The organism is Alitabrizicola rongguiensis, from assembly GCF_021491355.1.
GTDB lineage: Bacteria > Pseudomonadota > Alphaproteobacteria > Rhodobacterales > Rhodobacteraceae > Aliitabrizicola > Aliitabrizicola rongguiensis.
The window spans coordinates 526,473-543,883 of the sequence record NZ_JAKENF010000002.1; the positions used below are offsets into that span (position 1 = coordinate 526,473).

The 17,411-nt window shown below is 64.8% G+C and carries 16 protein-coding genes; 10 read left to right on the forward strand and 6 right to left on the reverse strand.

The window, feature by feature from the left end; translation table 11 throughout:
• Window positions 1-10: 10 nt before the first annotated feature.
• Window positions 11-1,729, forward strand: a complete 1,719-nt coding sequence (gene metG, locus L0V05_RS08490) for a methionine--tRNA ligase (protein ID WP_234869679.1) — start codon at window positions 11-13, stop codon at window positions 1,727-1,729.
• On the opposite strand, the gene L0V05_RS08495 is transcribed toward metG, so the two are convergent.
• Window positions 1,726-2,505 carry an inositol monophosphatase family protein gene (locus tag L0V05_RS08495; RefSeq protein WP_234869680.1) on the reverse strand — a complete coding sequence of 260 codons (780 nt, stop codon included), beginning with the start codon at window positions 2,503-2,505 and terminating at the stop codon, window positions 1,726-1,728. The two genes, metG and L0V05_RS08495, sit on opposite strands and share 4 nt — an antisense overlap.
• A 143-nt stretch (window positions 2,506-2,648) precedes the next feature.
• On the opposite strand from L0V05_RS08495, the gene L0V05_RS08500 reads away from it, so the two are divergent.
• From L0V05_RS08500 to L0V05_RS08520, 5 genes are all read left to right on the forward strand, one after another.
• Entirely contained in the window at window positions 2,649-3,515 is an 867-nt protein-coding gene (locus tag L0V05_RS08500) for a phosphotransferase (RefSeq protein ID WP_234869681.1), read from the forward strand.
• Window positions 3,516-3,522: 7 nt separating this feature from the next.
• Window positions 3,523-5,973 carry a GcvT family protein gene (locus tag L0V05_RS08505; protein ID WP_234869682.1) on the forward strand — a complete coding sequence of 817 codons (2,451 nt, stop codon included), beginning with the start codon at window positions 3,523-3,525 and terminating at the stop codon, window positions 5,971-5,973.
• A gap of 31 nt (window positions 5,974-6,004) precedes the next feature.
• Window positions 6,005-6,907: a transferrin-binding protein-like solute binding protein gene (locus L0V05_RS20645; protein WP_234869683.1), complete on the forward strand. Its 903-nt coding sequence runs from the start codon at window positions 6,005-6,007 to the stop codon at window positions 6,905-6,907.
• Window positions 6,908-6,917: 10 nt separating this feature from the next.
• A complete protein-coding gene (locus tag L0V05_RS08515; RefSeq protein WP_234869684.1) occupies window positions 6,918-7,994 on the forward strand; it encodes a hypothetical protein in 1,077 nt (358 codons plus the stop codon).
• 68 nt (window positions 7,995-8,062) lie between these two features.
• Window positions 8,063-8,893, forward strand: coding sequence for a sulfite exporter TauE/SafE family protein (locus tag L0V05_RS08520; protein ID WP_234869685.1), 831 nt, complete (start codon window positions 8,063-8,065; stop codon window positions 8,891-8,893).
• A 3-nt stretch (window positions 8,894-8,896) separates the two neighbouring features.
• Here the strand turns inward: L0V05_RS08520 and L0V05_RS08525 are convergent, their stop codons facing one another.
• Window positions 8,897-10,096 (reverse strand): hypothetical protein, encoded by a 1,200-nt coding sequence (locus L0V05_RS08525; RefSeq protein ID WP_234869686.1) that lies wholly within the window; start codon window positions 10,094-10,096, stop codon window positions 8,897-8,899.
• A 144-nt stretch (window positions 10,097-10,240) separates the two neighbouring features.
• On the opposite strand from L0V05_RS08525, the gene L0V05_RS08530 reads away from it, so the two are divergent.
• Together L0V05_RS08530 and L0V05_RS08535 are read left to right on the forward strand one after the other, a co-directional pair.
• On the forward strand, window positions 10,241-10,996 hold the full coding sequence (locus tag L0V05_RS08530) for an SDR family oxidoreductase (RefSeq protein ID WP_234869687.1): 756 nt from the start codon (window positions 10,241-10,243) through the stop codon (window positions 10,994-10,996).
• A 23-nt stretch (window positions 10,997-11,019) separates the two neighbouring features.
• A complete protein-coding gene (locus tag L0V05_RS08535) occupies window positions 11,020-11,496 on the forward strand; it encodes a gluconokinase (RefSeq protein WP_234870571.1) in 477 nt (158 codons plus the stop codon).
• A 4-nt stretch (window positions 11,497-11,500) separates the two neighbouring features.
• Here L0V05_RS08535 and L0V05_RS08540 read toward each other — a convergent pair whose 3' ends face one another.
• The 4 genes from L0V05_RS08540 to proS form a co-directional block, all read right to left on the reverse strand.
• Window positions 11,501-11,923 carry a c-type cytochrome gene (locus L0V05_RS08540; RefSeq protein WP_234869688.1) on the reverse strand — a complete coding sequence of 141 codons (423 nt, stop codon included), beginning with the start codon at window positions 11,921-11,923 and terminating at the stop codon, window positions 11,501-11,503.
• Between the two features lie 61 nt (window positions 11,924-11,984).
• Window positions 11,985-12,662: an ABC transporter ATP-binding protein gene (locus L0V05_RS08545; RefSeq protein WP_234869689.1), complete on the reverse strand. Its 678-nt coding sequence runs from the start codon at window positions 12,660-12,662 to the stop codon at window positions 11,985-11,987.
• A complete protein-coding gene (locus L0V05_RS08550; RefSeq protein WP_234869690.1) occupies window positions 12,655-13,941 on the reverse strand; it encodes a lipoprotein-releasing ABC transporter permease subunit in 1,287 nt (428 codons plus the stop codon). Before L0V05_RS08550 ends, L0V05_RS08545 begins: the two co-directional genes overlap by 8 nt.
• Before the next feature lie 198 nt (window positions 13,942-14,139).
• Window positions 14,140-15,477 carry a proline--tRNA ligase gene (gene proS, locus L0V05_RS08555; protein WP_234869691.1) on the reverse strand — a complete coding sequence of 446 codons (1,338 nt, stop codon included), beginning with the start codon at window positions 15,475-15,477 and terminating at the stop codon, window positions 14,140-14,142.
• Window positions 15,478-15,615: 138 nt separating this feature from the next.
• Here proS and L0V05_RS08560 point away from each other — a divergent pair, with 138 nt between their 5' ends.
• Together L0V05_RS08560 and L0V05_RS08565 are read left to right on the forward strand one after the other, a co-directional pair.
• Window positions 15,616-16,704 (forward strand): AI-2E family transporter, encoded by a 1,089-nt coding sequence (locus tag L0V05_RS08560; protein WP_234869692.1) that lies wholly within the window; start codon window positions 15,616-15,618, stop codon window positions 16,702-16,704.
• Window positions 16,701-17,381, forward strand: a complete 681-nt coding sequence (locus tag L0V05_RS08565; RefSeq protein WP_234869693.1) for a P-loop NTPase family protein — start codon at window positions 16,701-16,703, stop codon at window positions 17,379-17,381. The genes L0V05_RS08560 and L0V05_RS08565 overlap by 4 nt, the downstream gene beginning before the upstream one ends.
• Window positions 17,382-17,411: the final 30 nt, after the last annotated feature.

A 17,411-nucleotide genomic window follows, 5' to 3' on the forward strand; every position in this document is an offset into this window, starting at 1 on the left:
GGGCAGACGCATGGCGCGGATTCTCATCACCTCGGCGATCCCCTATATCAATGGGATCAAGCATCTGGGCAATCTCGTGGGCAGCCAGCTTCCGGCTGACCTCTTTGCCCGATACATGCGCGGCCGTGGGAACGAGGTGCTGTTCCTCTGCGCCACCGACGAACATGGCACCCCTGCCGAACTGGCCGCCGCCAAGGCCGGCAAGCCGGTCGAGCAGTACTGCGCCGAGATGTACGAGGTTCAGAAGGATCTCGCCGCCGGGTTCCGCTTGTCTTTCGACCATTTCGGCCGCTCGTCGAGCCTGCGCAACCGCAAGCTGACCCAGCATTTCGCCGGGAAGCTGGCCGAGAACGGCTATATCGAGGAAGTGTCGGAAAAGCAGATGTTCTCCATCGCCGACAACCGCTTCCTGCCCGACCGCTACATCGAGGGCACCTGCCCGAACTGCGGCTATGACCGGGCCCGCGGCGACCAGTGCGAGAACTGCACCAAGCAGTTGGACCCCACCGACCTCATCAACCCGCGCTCGGCGATCTCCGGCTCGACCGATCTCGAGGTGCGCGAGACCAAGCACCTTTACCTCAAGCAGCGCTCGCTCAAGGACAAGCTCGAGGCCTGGATCGACAGCAAGACCGACTGGCCGATCCTGACCACCTCGATCGCCAAGAAATGGCTGAACGACGGTGACGGGCTGCAGGACCGTGGGATCACCCGCGACCTGTACTGGGGCGTGCCGGTGATGAAGGGCGACCAGCCCTGGCCGGGAATGGAAGGCAAGGTCTTCTACGTCTGGTTCGACGCGCCGATCGAATACATCGCCTGCGCCGCCGAATGGGTCGACGCGAACGGCAAGACGGAAGCCGACTGGGAACGCTGGTGGCGCACCGACAAGGGCGCAGCCGACGTGAAGTATTTCCAGTTCATGGGCAAGGACAACGTCCCCTTCCACACGCTCAGCTTCCCGGCCACGATCCTCGGCTCGGGCGAGCCGTGGAAGATGGTCGATTACCTGAAGTCGTTCAACTACCTGAACTATGACGGCGGCCAGTTCTCGACCAGCCAGGGCCGCGGCGTATTCATGGACCAGGCCCTGTCGATCCTGCCCGCCGATTACTGGCGCTGGTGGCTCTTGTCCCATGCGCCCGAGAGTAGCGACAGCGAATTCACCTGGGAGAACTTCCAGGCCTCGGTGAACAAGGACCTCGCCGATGTGCTTGGCAACTTCGTCAGCCGCGTCACCAAGTTCTGCGTGTCGAAATTCGGCAACGAGGTTCCCGCGGGCGGCGAATTCGGCCCGCAGGAGGCGGCGCTGATCGCCGACCTTGGCGCCCGGATCAAGGATTACGAGGGGTATATGGACGCGATGGAGGTGCGGAAATCCGCGGCCGAGTTGCGCGCCATCTGGGTCGTCGGCAACGAATACCTGCAGTCAGCGGCACCCTGGTCGGCAGTCAAGACCGACCCCGATCGCGCACAGGCCATCGTGCGGCTGGGGCTGAACCTGATCCGCCTCTACGCGATCCTGTCGCGCCCCTTCATCCCGGATGCGAGCGCCGCGATGATGGCGGCGATGGGCTCGGACGACTGGACCTGGCCCGATGACGTCAGCGCCGCCCTTCGCGCCCTGCCCGCCGGCCACGGCTTCTCGGTGCCGGAAAACCTGTTCCGCAAGATCACCGACGAAGAGCGCGCCGACTGGCAGACCCGCTTCGCCGGGGTACGGACCTAACCGCCCGCGCGGGCGATGACCTCGAGCAGATGGGCGTGGACGGCGGGGCTGCCCGCCACCACGCGCCCGTCCGAGCCGAAGCGCAGCGGATTGCCCTGCCAGTCGGTCATCACCCCGCCTGCGGCCTCGACCACCGGCAGGACTGGCAGGTAGTCGTAGGGCTCCAGCCCATAGTCGACCACGCCATCCACCCAGCCCGCAGCGAGTTGCAAATAGGAATAGCAGTCGGCCGATTCCCGTACGGTGCGGCCAGCGTCCATAAGCGCAAAAGCGACTTGAGGCTCTTTCGCAAGAACACGCCGCAATTCATTGATGCAGATAAATGAATCCGAAGGATCTACTTTTCGAACCCGCACCGGTCGGTCGTTCAGAAACGCCCCCAATCCCGGCCCGCCCCAGGCGACCTCGCCCATGACCGGCGCCTGGATGCCGCCGACCAGCGGCTTGCCGTCATGCAGAAGCCCGAGCAGCATCCCCCAGAGCGGATGGCCGGAAATGAAGCTTTTCGTGCCATCGATCGGGTCGATCACCCAGAGGAATTCCGCGTCCTGGGCCCCGCCGAATTCTTCGCCGAGAATGCCATGGCCGGGAAACCGCTTCGCGATTTCACTGCGCAACCGCTCCTCGGTCTGGCGGTCGGCTCGGGTGACGGGGCTTGCGTCGGCCTTGGACTCGACATCGAGCGCCTTGCGGAAAAACCCTAGCGGCACCTCGCGCGCGGCCTGCATGATCTCGCGCAGGGCAGTCGCGTAAAGACGGGGATCTGGGTCGGGCATCGGCGACTCCGCAGGAATGAGATGCGGCAGGTCTCGCCCAGAAACAGCGACTTTGCAACGCGCCCGCAGGATCGGATTTGACAATCCCCGCCCTTCCCGCGCAGCCTGCCGCCAGTCGGCGCACGCGCGCCGTGAGGGAACCGATGGACGCACTCGACCGCATTCGCGATCTGCCGATCTGGCATGGCCGGATCATCGCCGAGCCGCTCGGCGGCGGCATCACCAACCTGAATTTCCGCGTGCAGGACAGCGAAGGCATCTACGTCGTGCGCGTCGGCGCCGATATCGGCGTCCACCAGATCATGCGCTTCAACGAACTTGCGGCCAGCCGCGCCGCCCATGCCGCAGGGATCTCGCCCCGCGTCGTGCATGCCGAGACGGGCATCCTCGTGATCGACTGGATCGAGGGCAAGACGCTGACAGCCGCCGACGTGCGCGCCGAAGGGATGCTGCCACGGGTCGTCGATCTGGTCGCGCGGGCGCATCGGGACATTCCGAACTACATCCGCGGGCCGGTCCTGTCCTTTTGGGTGTTCCATGTCATCCGCGACTATGCGGGAACCCTGCGCTACACCCGTCACGAGCTTGACCTTGCCGGCTACCTAGCCGCCTGCGCCCGGCTGGAAGAGGCGGTCGGCCGCGTCGAGATCGTCTTTGGCCACAATGACCTTTTGCCGGCGAACTTCATCGATGATGGCAAGCGCCTGTGGCTGATCGACTGGGACTATGCCGGCTTCAACTCGCCGCTTTTCGATCTGGGCGGACTGGCCGCCAACAACGCCCTGAGCCATGCGCAGGAAGAGGCGATGCTGGCCCAGTATTTCGGCAAACCCGCCGATGCCGATCTCTGGCGGCGCTACCGCGCCATGAAGGCAGCGGCGGCGCTGCGCGAGGCAATGTGGTCGATGGTGCAGGAAACGCACTCCGACCTTCCGGTCGATTACCTCGCCTATACCGATAACGCGCTGGCCGCCTATCGCTTGGCGCTGACAGAATTCGAGCAAAGCTGAGGACATCATGGCTTCCCTTCCCACGAGCGCCCGCGTCGTCATCATCGGCGGTGGCATCATCGGCTGTTCCACGGCCTATCACCTCGGCCAGATGGGCTGGACCGACACTGTGCTGCTCGAACGCAAGAAGCTGACCTCGGGCACGACCTTCCACGCCGCAGGGCTGGTCGGGCAGCTGCGCACCTCGGCCAACATTACGCAACTCCTGGGCTATTCGGTCGCGCTCTACGACCGGCTGGCACAGGAGACGGGCCTGGCGACCGGGTGGAAGCGCAACGGAGGGCTGCGGCTCGCCTGCAATGCCGAACGCTGGACCGAGGTGAAGCGACAGGCAACGACCGCGCATTCCTTCGGACTGGAGATGCATCTGCTGACGCCGAAAGAGGCGCAGGATCTCTGGCCGCTGATGAATGTCGATGACCTCGTCGGTGCGGCCTTCCTGCCGACCGACGGGCAGGCGAACCCCTCGGACATCACCCAAAGCCTCGCCAAGGGCGCGCGGATGAAGGGCGTGTCGATCTTCGAGGACACGCCGGTGACTCGTATCCTCGTGGAGAATGGCCGCATCAGGGGTGTCGAGACGGCGGCGGGCACGATCGAATGCGAGAAGGTCGTGATCTGCGCCGGGCAATGGACGCGGTCGCTGGCGGCAACGGTCGGGGTGAATGTCCCTCTCGTCTCGGTCGAGCACCAGTACATGATCACCGAGCGGATCGAGGGGGTCACCCCCGGCCTGCCGACGCTGCGCGACCCCGACCGGCTGACCTACTGGAAGGAAGAAGTCGGCGGTCTGGTGATGGGCGGCTACGAGCCGAACCCGAAGCCATGGGCACAAAATGGAATACCGGAGGGCTTCCATTTCGAGACTTTGACCCCGGATTTTGACCATTTCGAACAATTCATGGATCTGGCCATCGGCCGCGTCCCGGCGCTTGCCGAGGCCGGGATCAAGCAGCTGCTGAACGGGCCGGAAAGCTTCACGCCGGATGGAAACTTCATCCTCGGCGAAGCCCCGGAACTGAAGAACCTGTTCGTCGGTGCGGGCTTCAACGCCTTCGGCATCGCCTCGGGCGGCGGTGCGGGTATGGCGCTGGCGGAATGGGTGGCGGCAGGGGCACCGCCCTTCGACCTCTGGCCCGTGGACATCCGCCGCTTCGGCCCGGTGCACCACGAAACCTCGTGGGTCCGCACGCGGACGATGGAGGCCTATGGCAAGCACTACACGATCGCCTGGCCGTCCGAAGAGTATAAGACCGGCCGCCCGATGCGCCGCTCGCCGCTCTATGCCCATCTGAAGGCCGCCGGGGCCTGCTTCGGCGAGAAACTCGGCTGGGAGCGCCCGAACTGGTTCGCCGACCTCGCCTCGGGCGAAGAACCGGTGGACCGCTATTCCTACCAGCGTCCCGGCTGGTTCGACGCCGTCGCGCGCGAGCATCACGCCTGCCGCAACGCCGCCGTGCTGATCGACCAGACAAGCTTCGCCAAGTTCGAACTGAAGGGGCCCGACGCCGCCGCCGAACTGAACCGCATCGCCGCGAATAATGTCGACCGGCCCGTGGGCAGCCTGATCTACACCCAGATGCTGAACGGCAAGGGCGGAATCGAGGCCGACGTGACAGTCGCGCGGACGGCCGAGGACCGCTTCTACATCGTCACCGGCACGGGCTTTGCCACCCATGACTTCGACTGGATCCGGCGCAACCTGAGCGACGATGCCTGCGCGATGCTGACCGACATCACCTCGGGCGGGGCGGTGCTGTCGCTGATGGGACCGCAAGCGCGGGCGATCCTGTCGGCGGTCAGCGAGGACGACGTCTCGAACGCGGCCTTCCCCTTTGGCACAGCGCGCACGATTGGCATTGCCGGCTGCCCGGTTCTGGCGCTCCGCGTGACCTATGTCGGCGAACTGGGCTGGGAGTTGCACATCCCGACGGAATTCGCCGTGACCGTCTACGAGGCGCTGGTTGCCGCAGGCGCGCCTCTCGGCTTGGTCAATGCCGGCTATCGCGCCATTGAGACCTTGCGGCTGGAAAAAGGCTACCGCGCCTGGGGAGCCGATATCGGGCCGGACCACACACCGGTCGAAGCAGGGCTGACCTGGGCTTGCAAGCTGAAGTCCGGCCTGCCCTTTATCGGCCGCGCCGCGATCGAGGCTCAGGTGAACGGCGGTGTGAAGAAGCGCCTTGCGGGCTTCGTGGTCGATGATCCCTCCGTCATCCTCCTCGGCCGCGAGACGATCTACCGCAACGGCGAACGGGTCGGTTGGCTGTCTTCGGGCGGCTACGGCCACACGCTCGGCAAACCCGTGGGTTATGGCTACGTCCGCCGGGCCGAGGGCGTGACCGAAGAGTTCGTGCTGTCGGGCGACTACGACCTGGAAGTGGCCTCGGAGAGGGTCCGGGCGCAGGTGTCACTGGAGCCGTTCTATGATCCGAAAATGACTCGCGTGAAGGCATAGTCCTGAGCGCAAGCCCGCGAACGCTGCGCCGGTGACCCCGGATTGCGGTCCGGCACTGGTTGATGTCGGACCGGTCAACCTGAGCAACAGCCTGAGCGGTCTTGTCTACGGAAAGCCATCGGCGGCGCTGCAACCATTTCAAGCTTTTGCTTTGGAAGCCCGTCGCTGCTCTTGCGTCGAAACAGCGTCTCGACAAATGCTGAGTCGATCCCCGGCAAAATGCAGGGCAGCATCGGTCGTTCTGGAGATGATTATGCCGTTTGTTCCGTTCCCCGCACCGACGCAAATCGTTCTTTCGACCGCCTTGGTCTGCCTGATCGGGGCATGCAGCGGTTCGGGCGGTTCAGGTGTGTTCGGTCCGCTTGGAGGAGACAGCAGCGGAGGGGAAACACCGGTCGATCCCGACACGCCAGATGGTCAGGCCACGTTCGATGAACTTGCGGCTCTTGGCCAGACACTTTTTGCCAAGACCGAGTCCCTAAGCGTGACGCCCGAAGCGAACATGCCGACCACGGGAACTGCCACTTACAGGGGTGCAGTCAGCTATGTCTCGTCTGCTGATCTCTCGGCAATACCAGATGCAGAAAAACCTAAATACATCGTGGACAACCCCCAAGTGGTGTCCGACGCGACGTTGAATGCAAACTTCGGCGCAAGCACGATTTTTGGTACCCTTGCGAACTTTACAGATAGATCTACCGGCGTCTGGCAGGGCGGGATGAGCATTTCGAACGGCGTGATCAGCGGCAGCGACTTCACGGGGGACATGGGGGGCTCGATCGGACCGGCAGGAGAGGTGTACCCGTCGACAGGCACCGTAAAAGGCGTCTTTGGCGGCGATGCGGCAGAGTATGCATACGGAGCGGTCCGAATTGACCGCGGGTTGACCACGCCAGACTCCACGCTGATCGGGGTCTTGGGGTCCAGCCGGTAAGGTGTCGCGCGTGCGGCCAATGCCCGCGCTTGGGCGGATCCTCGTTCTGCTGGCCCTTGTGATGAGCCTTGTCCCTGTGGCGCGGCCTGCACGGGCACAGGCGACGCTGAACACCCTGCGGGATTTCCAGGATACGTTCTTTTCCGTCTCGCCCCGCCTGCTGTTCTATACCCTTGTGGAAACGCGTCCGCCGGGCACCGACCGGACCCTTGCCGTGCTGATGCAGGGCCTGGGTTTCCTTCACAAGCAGGGACAGGGGCCGCAACCCGCGTGGAACTTCACCAGCGTCCAGCCGGTCCTGCGCTATGAGCCCAACATCAACGGCGGCCTGCCGGGGGACCAGATTGAGATCGGGTCCCTGATCTTCCAGATCGACGAGGACTCGCAAGCCGTGTCGGGTCCGGTCGTCGGGGCCGAACTGGGCAAGTCGATCGGCTGGAGTGTGGGGACGGGCCAGACCCTGTCGGTTTCAGGCACTGTCGAGCTGGTCTATTCGCCGGACTACAAGATCACGCAGACCAACGCCAACCTGCAGACCTGCCTGCGATCCTATCTTGAGCAGTGGCGCTTTCTCGATATCTGCGGCGGAGCGATCTACGAGCAGGAGGATCTGGGCGAGGCAAACACCCAATACCTTTCGGCCAACTACGCCAAGGCTTTCTCCAGCGGCGCCGGCACGCATCTGGCGAATATCTTCGTGCTTCAGGAATTCCAGGACCGGTATGAAAAGGCCTCGCTTTCGCTTGGACTGGAAAGCTATCTGAACGACTTCGGCGTGGTTACCGGGCGGGTGGCATGGGGCCAGAAGATCGAGGGCGAGAACACCCTGCTCTACGGAGCCTATGTGAACTACGGCCGCCCAGTCCTGGGGGTGGGCACGAATATCGGCCTATCCTGGGAACGCGAGGGGGGCGATGTCCTGTTCGGGTCGGACCGGAGCGACGACGTTATCACGCTCGACTTGACGGCGCAGATTTCCCCGACTCTAAGCGCGACGCTGTCGATCGAGAACCGGCAGTCGAGCATCGACCTTTTTGACGGCACCGCGATCAGCCTTGATCTAAATTTGCTCCGAATGCGGTTCTGAGCGCGGACCCTGCGTTGCCCTGCCTGCACGCCCCCGCTAAGCAGGCCTGACAGGCATGGGAGAAACCGATGGGCGGACTGGACCTCGAGACGATCGCAATCATCGCCGGGCTACTGTTCGTTGCGGGGGGCGTGACCGGCATCCTGGCCGGCCTGTTCGGTGTGGGCGGCGGGGCCATCGTCGTGCCCGTGCTCTACGAGGTCTTCGGACTGATCCAGGTACCTGACACGGTCAGGATGCCGCTTGCCGTCGGCACCTCGCTTGCCATCATCATCCCGACCTCGATCCAGTCGGCGCGCGGGCATTTCAAGCGCGGGGCCGTGGATATGGCGATCCTGAAGAGCTGGATCGTCCCGGTCCTGACCGGGGTGATCCTCGGCTCGGTGATCGCGCGCTATGCGCCGCCCTGGGTGTTCAAGCTGGTCTTCATTGGCGTCGCCGGGACGAACTCGTTCAAGCTCCTGTTCGGCCGCGACAACTGGCGGCTGGGGGATAGCCTGCCGGGGGGGATGGTCCGCAAGGTTATGGGCTTTTTCGTCGGTCTCTTCTCGTCACTGATGGGGATCGGCGGCGGGGCGATCTCGAACCTGCTCTTCACGCTTTACGGCAAACCGATCCGTGAATCGGTGGCGACATCAGCCGGTGTGGGCGTGCTGATCTCTATCCCGGGTGCCATCGGCTATGTCCTTGCAGGCTGGGGAAAGGCGGGGCTGCCGCCCTTCTCGCTCGGCTTCGTCTCGCTTCTGGCCTTCGTGCTGCTGGTGCCCGCCTCGGTACTGACGGCGCGCTTCGGGGTGGCAATGGCACATACGATGCCCAAGCGCCGGCTCGAGGTCTTGTTCGGCCTGTTCCTTGCCTTCACCTGTGCCCGCTTCGTCTGGGCGCTGGTGGCGCCCTAGATCCTAGGGCAGCGGCACCGTCTGCACCGTCCAGCCCCCCTTGGTGACGTTGGCACGGGCGAGATCGGTCATCTGTCCGGTAATCACAAGCAGCGGCGCTCCGCTATCGGGCGGAAGCGCCTGGCCGACCGCTTCGAAGGTTGTCCCGATACTGCCAGTCCAGGCCACCTGATCGAACGGGAACAGCGCCAGGATCCGGCCATCCGCCAGGCGGTTCAACGGGAAGCCTCCGACATCCTCGAAGGCGCGGATGCCGAGCGCCTTGCCCTGGTCGGCCAGCACGCGTGCCCGCACCCGCTGGAACACCGCCTCGTCGCGCGTCGAGGCATCGGCGGCCCTGGCGACGAAGATCGCCGTTCCATCGGCGTTGAGCTGGGTCAGCATCTCGGCCATCACCAGAAGGTCCGCCGGGCTGTAGGCGCGGTTCTGGATCAGCTTGTTCACCACGTCCGGCGGCACCTTCAGCGCCGAAAGCCGGGCCTGCACGGTTACTGCGATTTCGGCCGACGTCTTTTCAGCCAGCGCCTGCGTGATCGACTCGACCGTCGTGGTCGAGCCGACCGCGAGGCCCGCCCCCCCCGGAATCATCATGGTCAGCGCCTTGACCGAAAGCCCGCCCATGGCCGAGGCCGTGGCGATATCGTTGAGCGCCTGCGCCAGGGGAGCGAAGTCCGTGTAGGGATCGACACCAAGCTGCACCGCGATCTGTCGCCGCGCCGCATCCACACCCAGGACGCTGCCGACCGTACTGTCGCGGCTGGCCTTGCGGTTCTTGATCCCGGTGCCAACCCTGTCGAACATCCGCGACACGCCCGAGGCCGCGCGCTTCATCGTCGCGTCGGGATCGTTGACGAGGTTCTTCCCGAAGGTGATGGGCGCTTGGGCCGTCTGGCCGAGCGATTTCAGAAAAACGTCGCTTTTCGACATCGACTCCAGCGTGGCCAGCGCCCCCATTTCGCGCAGGCGCTCGCGCATCATCGCATCGCCGGAAATCTGAAAGCTGCCGTAGTTCGTTTGTAGCGTGAAATTGTGCATCAGTCCGTCGCTGTAGACGGGATCAGCGACCGAGTAGTTTGCGCCTTGTGCAAGGGAACCCAGCACCTGCGCGACCGGGCTATCCGGCGGTTGCTCGAATTCCTGCGCGCTGGTCGGGCCAGCGGCTAGCCAGAGGGCAAGGATGATTTGCAGAAGCCGAGCAGCCATGTTTCCACCAGAAAAGGACAAATTGCCCCTTGCTAGCGCAGCCGGGCGGGTCCTGTCCGTAAAATCTGCGCGGGTTTCGTCGGATTGTGGCCCTTGACCTGCCCCGCATTGGCGGACCAAACCAGAGGCAAGCAGGAGACCGGCATGACCTTGAAGCTCTTCGACCTGAGCGGGCGACGCGCGCTTGTCACCGGTTCGACCAGGGGGATCGGCCTTGCCCTTGCCCGCGGGCTGGCGGGCGCGGGGGCCCTACCCATCCTGAACGGTCGTGATCCTGACAAGATGGCAGAGGCGAACCGGCAGATCGGCGCTGGCGACGTGCTCATGTTCGACGTAACCGATCACGAGGCAGCGCGCGCCGCCATCGACCGGTACGAAGCCGAGATCGGCGCGATCGAGATCCTGGTGAACAATGCCGGCATCCAGTACCGCGCGCCGCTCGAGGATTTCCCCGCCGAAGCCTTCGAGCGGCTCTTGCAGACAAATGTCGCCTCGGTCTTCCATGTCGGGCAAGCGGTCGCCAGGCACATGATCCGACGCGGGCGGGGCAAGATCATCAACATCGGCAGCGTGCAATCTGCCCTCGCCCGTCCGTCGATCGCTCCCTACACCGCAACCAAGGGCGCAGTGGCCAATCTGACCAAGGGCATGGCGGCCGACTGGGCGCGGCACGGCCTGCAATGCAACGGCATCGCGCCGGGGTACTTCGCGACCGAGTTGAATGCCACCCTGTCCGCTGACCCCGATTTCACCGCCTGGCTTGAGAAACGCACCCCCGCCGGGCGGTGGGGGCGGGTTGAGGAACTGGTCGGCGCAGCCATCTTTCTGGCCTCCGACGCCTCATCCTTCGTCAACGGGCAGATGATCTATGTCGATGGCGGGATCACGGCCTCGGTATGAATGTGGTCGCCCCATTGCGTATCGTGCTCATGGGCGTGTCGGGCTGCGGGAAGTCCAGCGTCGGCGAGGCGATGCAGCGGCTGACCGGCCTGCCCTATCTCGACGGGGACGACCTGCACCCCGCCGCGAACGTGGCCAAGATGGCCGCCGGCATTCCCCTGACGGACGAGGACCGCTGGCCCTGGCTCGACCGCGTTGCCGACATGCTCGCGAAGCGGGCACCGGTCGCTATCGGGTGCTCGGCCCTCAAGCGCATCTATCGCGAGCGCTTGCGCGCCGGTGCGGCGGGCCCGGTGACCTTTGTCCACCTTTCCGGTTCGCGTGACCTGATCGGCAACCGCATGGCTGCGCGGACCGGTCACTTCATGCCCTCCGCCCTGCTCGACAGCCAGTTTGCCACGCTCGAACCGCCCGAGGGCGAAGCCGGTGCAATCACCGTCTCGATCGACCAGCCGACCGAAGCCATTGCGCTAGAGATTGCGCAGCAGCTGGGACTCTGACCCCTCAGCTTCCCTGCAAGCCTTTCACATACTCGCCGAGCTGAACCAGCCTGATGGGAGTCGGTGTCTGGATCCCGTCCCCGGAATCGAACAGCACCATGTTGCTGTCCAGAAGCGGGGCGAATTTGGGCATGACCCGACCGTCTTCCTGTGCATAGCCCCAGATATGCGCCATGACCCGGGTCATCGGGAAGGTCCCGCCGTTGTTCTTGGCAAGCACGGTCAGATTGGCGGGCTTCTTTGGCAATCCGGCCGCCGCCGGTCCGTCACCCTTGCCATCCGCACCGTGACAGCCAGCGCAATAGCTGGCGAAATCCTCAGCCCCGGTCGGAAAGCCCGCGGGTTCCTTGGCCGCCGGAAGGCAGGCGGCCAGAAGGCCCGCGAACGCAAGGGGAAGGAAGACGAAAGCGGGGCGCAGGGGCTGCATCGAATGGCTCTCCGGGTCGGTTTGGGGCATAGAACCATGCGCGCCCGCGTGGCGCAATCGCTCAGGCGATGCGGCCGCCATCAAGCCGAACGACACGGTCCATCCGAGCGGCCAGTGCCAGGTTGTGGGTGGCGATCAGCGCCGACAGTCCCGTCTCGCGCACCACGTCCATCAATGCCTCGAAGACATGGTCCGAGGTCTCCGGGTCAAGGTTCCCGGTCGGCTCATCGGCAAGGAGCAGCTTCGGCGCATTGGCAAGCGCGCGGCAGAAAGCGACGCGCTGCTGTTCGCCCCCCGACAGCGCCGCCGGCCGGTGGTCGGAGCGTGCCGCGATCCCGACCCGAGCCAGAAGGTCGCGCGCCCGCGTCTCGGCTGCCGCCTTGCCTACGCCATTGGCCATCTGCGGAATGACGATATTCTCGAGCGCCGTGAATTCCGGCAGCAGATGGTGGAACTGATAGATGAAGCCGACCTCGGCGCGCCGCGCCTCGGTCCGTGCCCGGTCCGACAGCCCGTCAACGCCACGTCCGCCCAGCAAGACCCTCCCGGAATCGGCCGTATCGAGAAGACCGGCAATATGCAGGAGCGTCGACTTGCCCGCACCCGAAGGGGCGACCAGCGCCACGACCTCGCCGGGGGCAACCGTCAGGCTAGCCCCGCGCAGCACCTGCACCTCGCCGGGGCGGCCCTTGTTGTAGGTCTTCTCGATGTGGTCGAGCGTCAGCATCGCCTCACTCATAGCGCAGCGCCTCGACCGGGTTCATCCGCGCCGCGCGGCGGGCAGGGAAGATCGTGACGATGAAGGACAGGCCAAGCGACAGCAGAACCGCCGACAGCACATCGCCCCATTGCAGCTTGGCCGGCAGGGCATAAATCCCGCGGATTGAGGGATCCCAGACCCCACCGCCCGAGACGTAATTCACGAAGCTGAAGATCGGATCGACATAGATCGCGAAGAGACAGCCCAGAAGAACGCCCAACGCCGTGCCGATCAGCCCGGTCGAGGCACCGCAGATGAAGAAGACCCGCAGGATCGACCCTTCGGTCAGGCCCATCGTCCGCAGGATGCCGATATCCCGCCCCTTGTTCTTCACCAGCATGATGAGACCCGAGACGATGTTCATCGTGGCGATCAGAACCAGGACCGACAGGATCACGAACATCACGTTGTCCTCGATGGTCAGGGCGCGAAGAAAGCTTCCCGCGCTGTCTCGCCAGGTCCAGGTCAGCGTCCGTTCGTCGCCCGCCGTCTGGATCGCGGTGATCAGGTCTTCGACCTTCTCGGGCTCAGCGACCATCACCTCGATCTCGTCGGCCATGCCGTCGCGGTTGAAGAAACTCTGCGCCTCGGCGAAGGGCATGTAGACCCGCGTCTGGTCGATATCCCAGCGCCCAGCGCTGAAGACGTAGACCACTTCATAGGCGCCGACGCGGGGACTGGTGCCGAAGGCGGTCTTGGCCCCGTCCGGCGAGATCAGCTTGATCTTGTCGCCGACCGTGACCCCCAGATCGCGGGCGACGCCCGAGCCGATGGCGATTCCCCGATCAAAACTGTCGATGTCGCCATAGGCATCCTTCGACTGCCCGACCCGCGGGATCTTCCTCAGGTCTTCCAGGCGGATGCCATAGACCTCGACCCCCGTGCTGCTGGAGCCATGCGAGGCAAGCACCTGCCCCTTCACCAGCGGCGCTGCCTGGGTGACGCCAGGGATCTGCTTGAGCTTGTTGGAAAAATTCTCGAAATCCGCGACTGTACGCGTCTCCTGCCCGCTCTCCGTGGTCCAGGGCGTCGAATAGACGGTCACATGCGCATTCGCACCGAGGATCGTATCGACGAATTCCGCCCGGAACCCTGCCCGCACCGAAAGTGTCGCGATCAGGGCAAAGACCGCCAGCGTGATCCCGATCAGGCTGATCCATGTCATCACGGAAACGCCGCCCTCGGCCCGCCGCGCGCGCAGATAGCGCCAGGCGATCATCCATTCGAAAGGGGCGAAAGGGGGCGTGCGTCCGGCCATCTCGGCTCCGTTCCTGCGGCGGGCCACCTTTGCGACGGCGTCAGGCCAAGGTCAAGCCGGCCTGCCGGGTCGAGCAGGTCACGCCTGCGTCACCGGAAGGCGGGACCGATCCCGTTTTCTTCTTGGCCCAAATACCCTCGTGGGTGAATTGGCCGTCAGGCCAAGAGGGGGCAGAAGGCCCCCTCTCTTCGTTCGGGATCAGACGCCGGCGTAGATCTGCGCGATGCGGTCGACGGCGGCCTCTGGCGTCATCTCCTCGCTTTCCCCCGTGCGCCGCGAGGTGAGTTCGACCTTGCCGGTGGCGAGGCCACGCGGCCCGACGGTGATGCGCCAGGGCAGGCCGATCAGGTCCATCGTCGCGAACTTGGCCCCTGCCCGCTCGTCACGGTCGTCGTAAAGCGGCTCCAGCCCCTTCGCGGTCAGCGCCTTGACCAAGCCTTCGCAGGCGGCGTCGGTCGCGGCGTCGCCCTGCTTGAGGTTCACGATCCCGACCGGGAAGGGCGTGACCCCTTCCGGCCAGATGATGCCCTTGTCGTCGTGGCTCGCCTCGATGATCGCGCCGAGGAGGCGCGACACGCCTATGCCGTGCGAACCCATCTGCACCGGCACCCGCTCGCCCTTGTCATTGGTGACGAAGGCGCCCATCGGTTCGGAATACTTAGTGCCGAAGAAGAAGATCTGCCCGACCTCGATCCCGCGCGAGGTGCGGCGGCGGTCCTCGGGGATGGCGTTGAAGATCGCCTCGTCATGGGTCTCGTCGGTGCGGGCGTAGGGGGTCGTCCATTCCTTGACGATCGCCGCGCATTCGGCGCGGTTGTCGTAATCGACCACGCGGTCGCCGAACTTCAGGTTGGTGATTGCGGCGTCGTAGAACACCTCGCTTTCGCCGGTCGAGGCGAGGACGAGGAATTCATGGGTGTTGTCGCCGCCGATCGGACCCGAGGCCGCGCGCATCGGGATCGCCTGCAGCCCCATCCGCTCGTAGGTCTTCAGGTAGCTGACCATGTGGCGATTATAGGCGTGCAGCGCCGAGTCCACATCGATGTCGAAGTTGTAGCCGTCCTTCATCAGGAACTCGCGGCCGCGCATCACGCCAAAGCGCGGGCGGATCTCGTCGCGGAACTTCCACTGGATGTGGTAGAGCGTCAGCGGCAAGTCCTTGTAGCTGGCCACGTTCGCCCGGAAGATGTCGGTGATCATCTCCTCGTTCGTGGGCCCATAGAGCATGTCACGCTTGTGGCGGTCGGTGATGCGCAGCATCTCCTCGCCGTAATCGTCGTAGCGGCCGGACTCCCGCCACAGGTCGGCGGGTTGCAGCGTCGGCATCAGCAGCGGGATGTGTCCGGCCTTCTGCTGTTCCTCGTGCACGATCTGCTCGATGCGGCGGAGGACCCGGTAGCCGAGCGGCAGCCAGGAATAGATGCCCGCCGCCTGCTGCTTGATCATGCCGGCGCGCAGCATGTAGCGGTGGCTGACGATCTGCGCCTCGGCAGGGTTTTCCTTGAGCACGGGCAGGAAGTAGCGGGACAGGCGCATGCGCGGGGCCTCGTTCTAGCGGATTTCAACGTCGCCCCGTGTCTAGGCGATCGGCCCAAGGCAGGCAAGCGCAGGTGCCTCGGTCCTTGCATGACCACGGCTCAGGGGCGATATGGAACCAGAGCCAGAGGAGACGACATGTCGCTGCCCGTCCGCGATCAGGTGAAATACTGGGGGATCGCCGCCGCGGTCTTCTTTGCCGCGCTATACCTGCTTGGCAATGTGATGCTGCCCTTCCTCGTCGGGGGGGCGGTAGCCTATTTCCTTGATCCTGTCGCCGACCGGCTGGAAAGGCTGGGCCTGAGCCGCGTCATGTCGGTGATCGTCATCTCTGTCGCGGCCCTGCTGTTCGTCGTCCTGCTTGTCCTTGCCGTCATCCCGACGCTCTTCAGCCAGCTGACAGCGCTCATCAATGAGGCGCCAACGATCCTGAAGCAATTGCAGACCTTCCTGCTGGCCCGTTTCCCCGAACTGGCCGACAGCACCAGCACCATGCGCCAGACCCTGACCCAGATCGGCGAGGCGATCCAGTCGCGCGGCGCGGAACTGGCGAACGGGCTCCTGACATCGGCCTTGAGCGTGATCTCGGCCATCGTCTTCATCGTCGTGGTTCCCGTTGTGGCATTCTACATGCTGCTCGACTGGGACCGGATGATCGCGCGCATCGATGGCTACCTACCGCGCGACCATGCCGACACGATCCGCCAGATCGCCCGCGACATTGACGAGGTTCTTGCGGGCTTCGTGCGCGGTCAGGTCAGTGTCTGCCTCATCCTCGGCACCTTCTATGCAGTCGCCCTGATGCTGGCCGGGCTGAATTTCGGCCTGATCGTCGGCGCCATCGCCGGGGCGATCACGTTCATCCCTTATGTCGGCTCGCTGGTAGGCGGCGCGCTTGCCATCGGACTGGCGCTGTTCCAGTTCTGGGGGGACTGGTGGTCGATCGGACTTGTTGCCGGCATCTTCGCCGTCGGCCAGTTCTTCGAGGGCAACATCCTGTCGCCCAAGCTCGTCGGCGGATCGGTCGGGCTGCACCCGGTCTGGCTCCTGTTCGCCCTGTCGGCCTTTGGCGCGCTGTTCGGCTTTGTCGGCATGCTGGTCGCGGTGCCGGTGGCAGCAGTCATTGGCGTGCTCGTCCGCTTTGCACTGGCACAGTATCAGGGCAGTCCGCTTTACCGGGGGGAGATGGCCAAGCGCCCGTCCTGGGAGGACGAGAGTTCATCGTGATCCGGCAACTGGCCTTCGACCTGCCCTCGCGCGTCGCGCTTGGGCGCGAAGATTTCTTCGTGTCGCCGTCAAATGCGCTGGCGGTTGCAGCCGTCGGCAGCTGGCGGGACTGGCCCGGCGCGCGGATGCTGCTGCTTGGAGCAGCCGGTTCGGGCAAGACACATCTTGCCCATGTCTGGGAGGCCGAAGCCGGAGCACGGATCATCGCGGCTGACGCGCTGACGAGGTGTGACCCCAACGAACTTGCCGAGGGTCCTCTCGCTGTCGAGGATGCCGACCGGATTGCGGGCGACAGCGCCGCCGAGACCACGCTCTTCCACCTGATGAACCTCACATTGGCGCAAAGGCAACCGCTGCTTCTGACCGCAGAGCATGCCCCGCGCGACTGGGGACTTTGCCTGCCTGATCTTCTGAGCCGCGCGCAGGCCTTTCCCGTGGCTCGGCTTGAACCGCCGGACGATGCGCTTCTGGCGGCAGTTCTGGTCAAGCTTTTCTCCGACCGCCAGATCACCGTCGCACCGACACTGATCCCATACCTCGTCAGCCGCATGGACCGATCCTTTGCGGCGGCCCATGATCTTGTCGCCGCTCTTGACGCCAGATCACTGGCCGAGGGGCGTCCGATCACCCGACAACTGGCCGCGCCCTTGCTGGACAGCGAAGGGTCTGCACAGTAGCGTGACCGAAAAAGCGCGAGCAGTTTCGCC

Coding starts and splice junctions, on each gene's coding strand:
- L0V05_RS08545 (WP_234869689.1), bottom strand. CDS start 12,662: ATGAGTGAGGCGATGCTGACGCTCGACCACATCGAGAAGACCTACAAC.
- L0V05_RS08495 (WP_234869680.1), bottom strand. CDS start 2,505: ATGCCCGACCCAGATCCCCGTCTTTACGCGACTGCCCTGCGCGAGATC.
- L0V05_RS08500 (WP_234869681.1), top strand. CDS start 2,649: ATGGACGCACTCGACCGCATTCGCGATCTGCCGATCTGGCATGGCCGG.
- L0V05_RS08505 (WP_234869682.1), top strand. CDS start 3,523: ATGGCTTCCCTTCCCACGAGCGCCCGCGTCGTCATCATCGGCGGTGGC.
- L0V05_RS08525 (WP_234869686.1), bottom strand. CDS start 10,096: ATGGCTGCTCGGCTTCTGCAAATCATCCTTGCCCTCTGGCTAGCCGCT.
- L0V05_RS08550 (WP_234869690.1), bottom strand. CDS start 13,941: ATGGCCGGACGCACGCCCCCTTTCGCCCCTTTCGAATGGATGATCGCC.
- L0V05_RS08520 (WP_234869685.1), top strand. CDS start 8,063: ATGGGCGGACTGGACCTCGAGACGATCGCAATCATCGCCGGGCTACTG.
- proS (WP_234869691.1), bottom strand. CDS start 15,477: ATGCGCCTGTCCCGCTACTTCCTGCCCGTGCTCAAGGAAAACCCTGCC.
- L0V05_RS08560 (WP_234869692.1), top strand. CDS start 15,616: ATGTCGCTGCCCGTCCGCGATCAGGTGAAATACTGGGGGATCGCCGCC.
- L0V05_RS08530 (WP_234869687.1), top strand. CDS start 10,241: ATGACCTTGAAGCTCTTCGACCTGAGCGGGCGACGCGCGCTTGTCACC.
- metG (WP_234869679.1), top strand. CDS start 11: ATGGCGCGGATTCTCATCACCTCGGCGATCCCCTATATCAATGGGATC.
- L0V05_RS08540 (WP_234869688.1), bottom strand. CDS start 11,923: ATGCAGCCCCTGCGCCCCGCTTTCGTCTTCCTTCCCCTTGCGTTCGCG.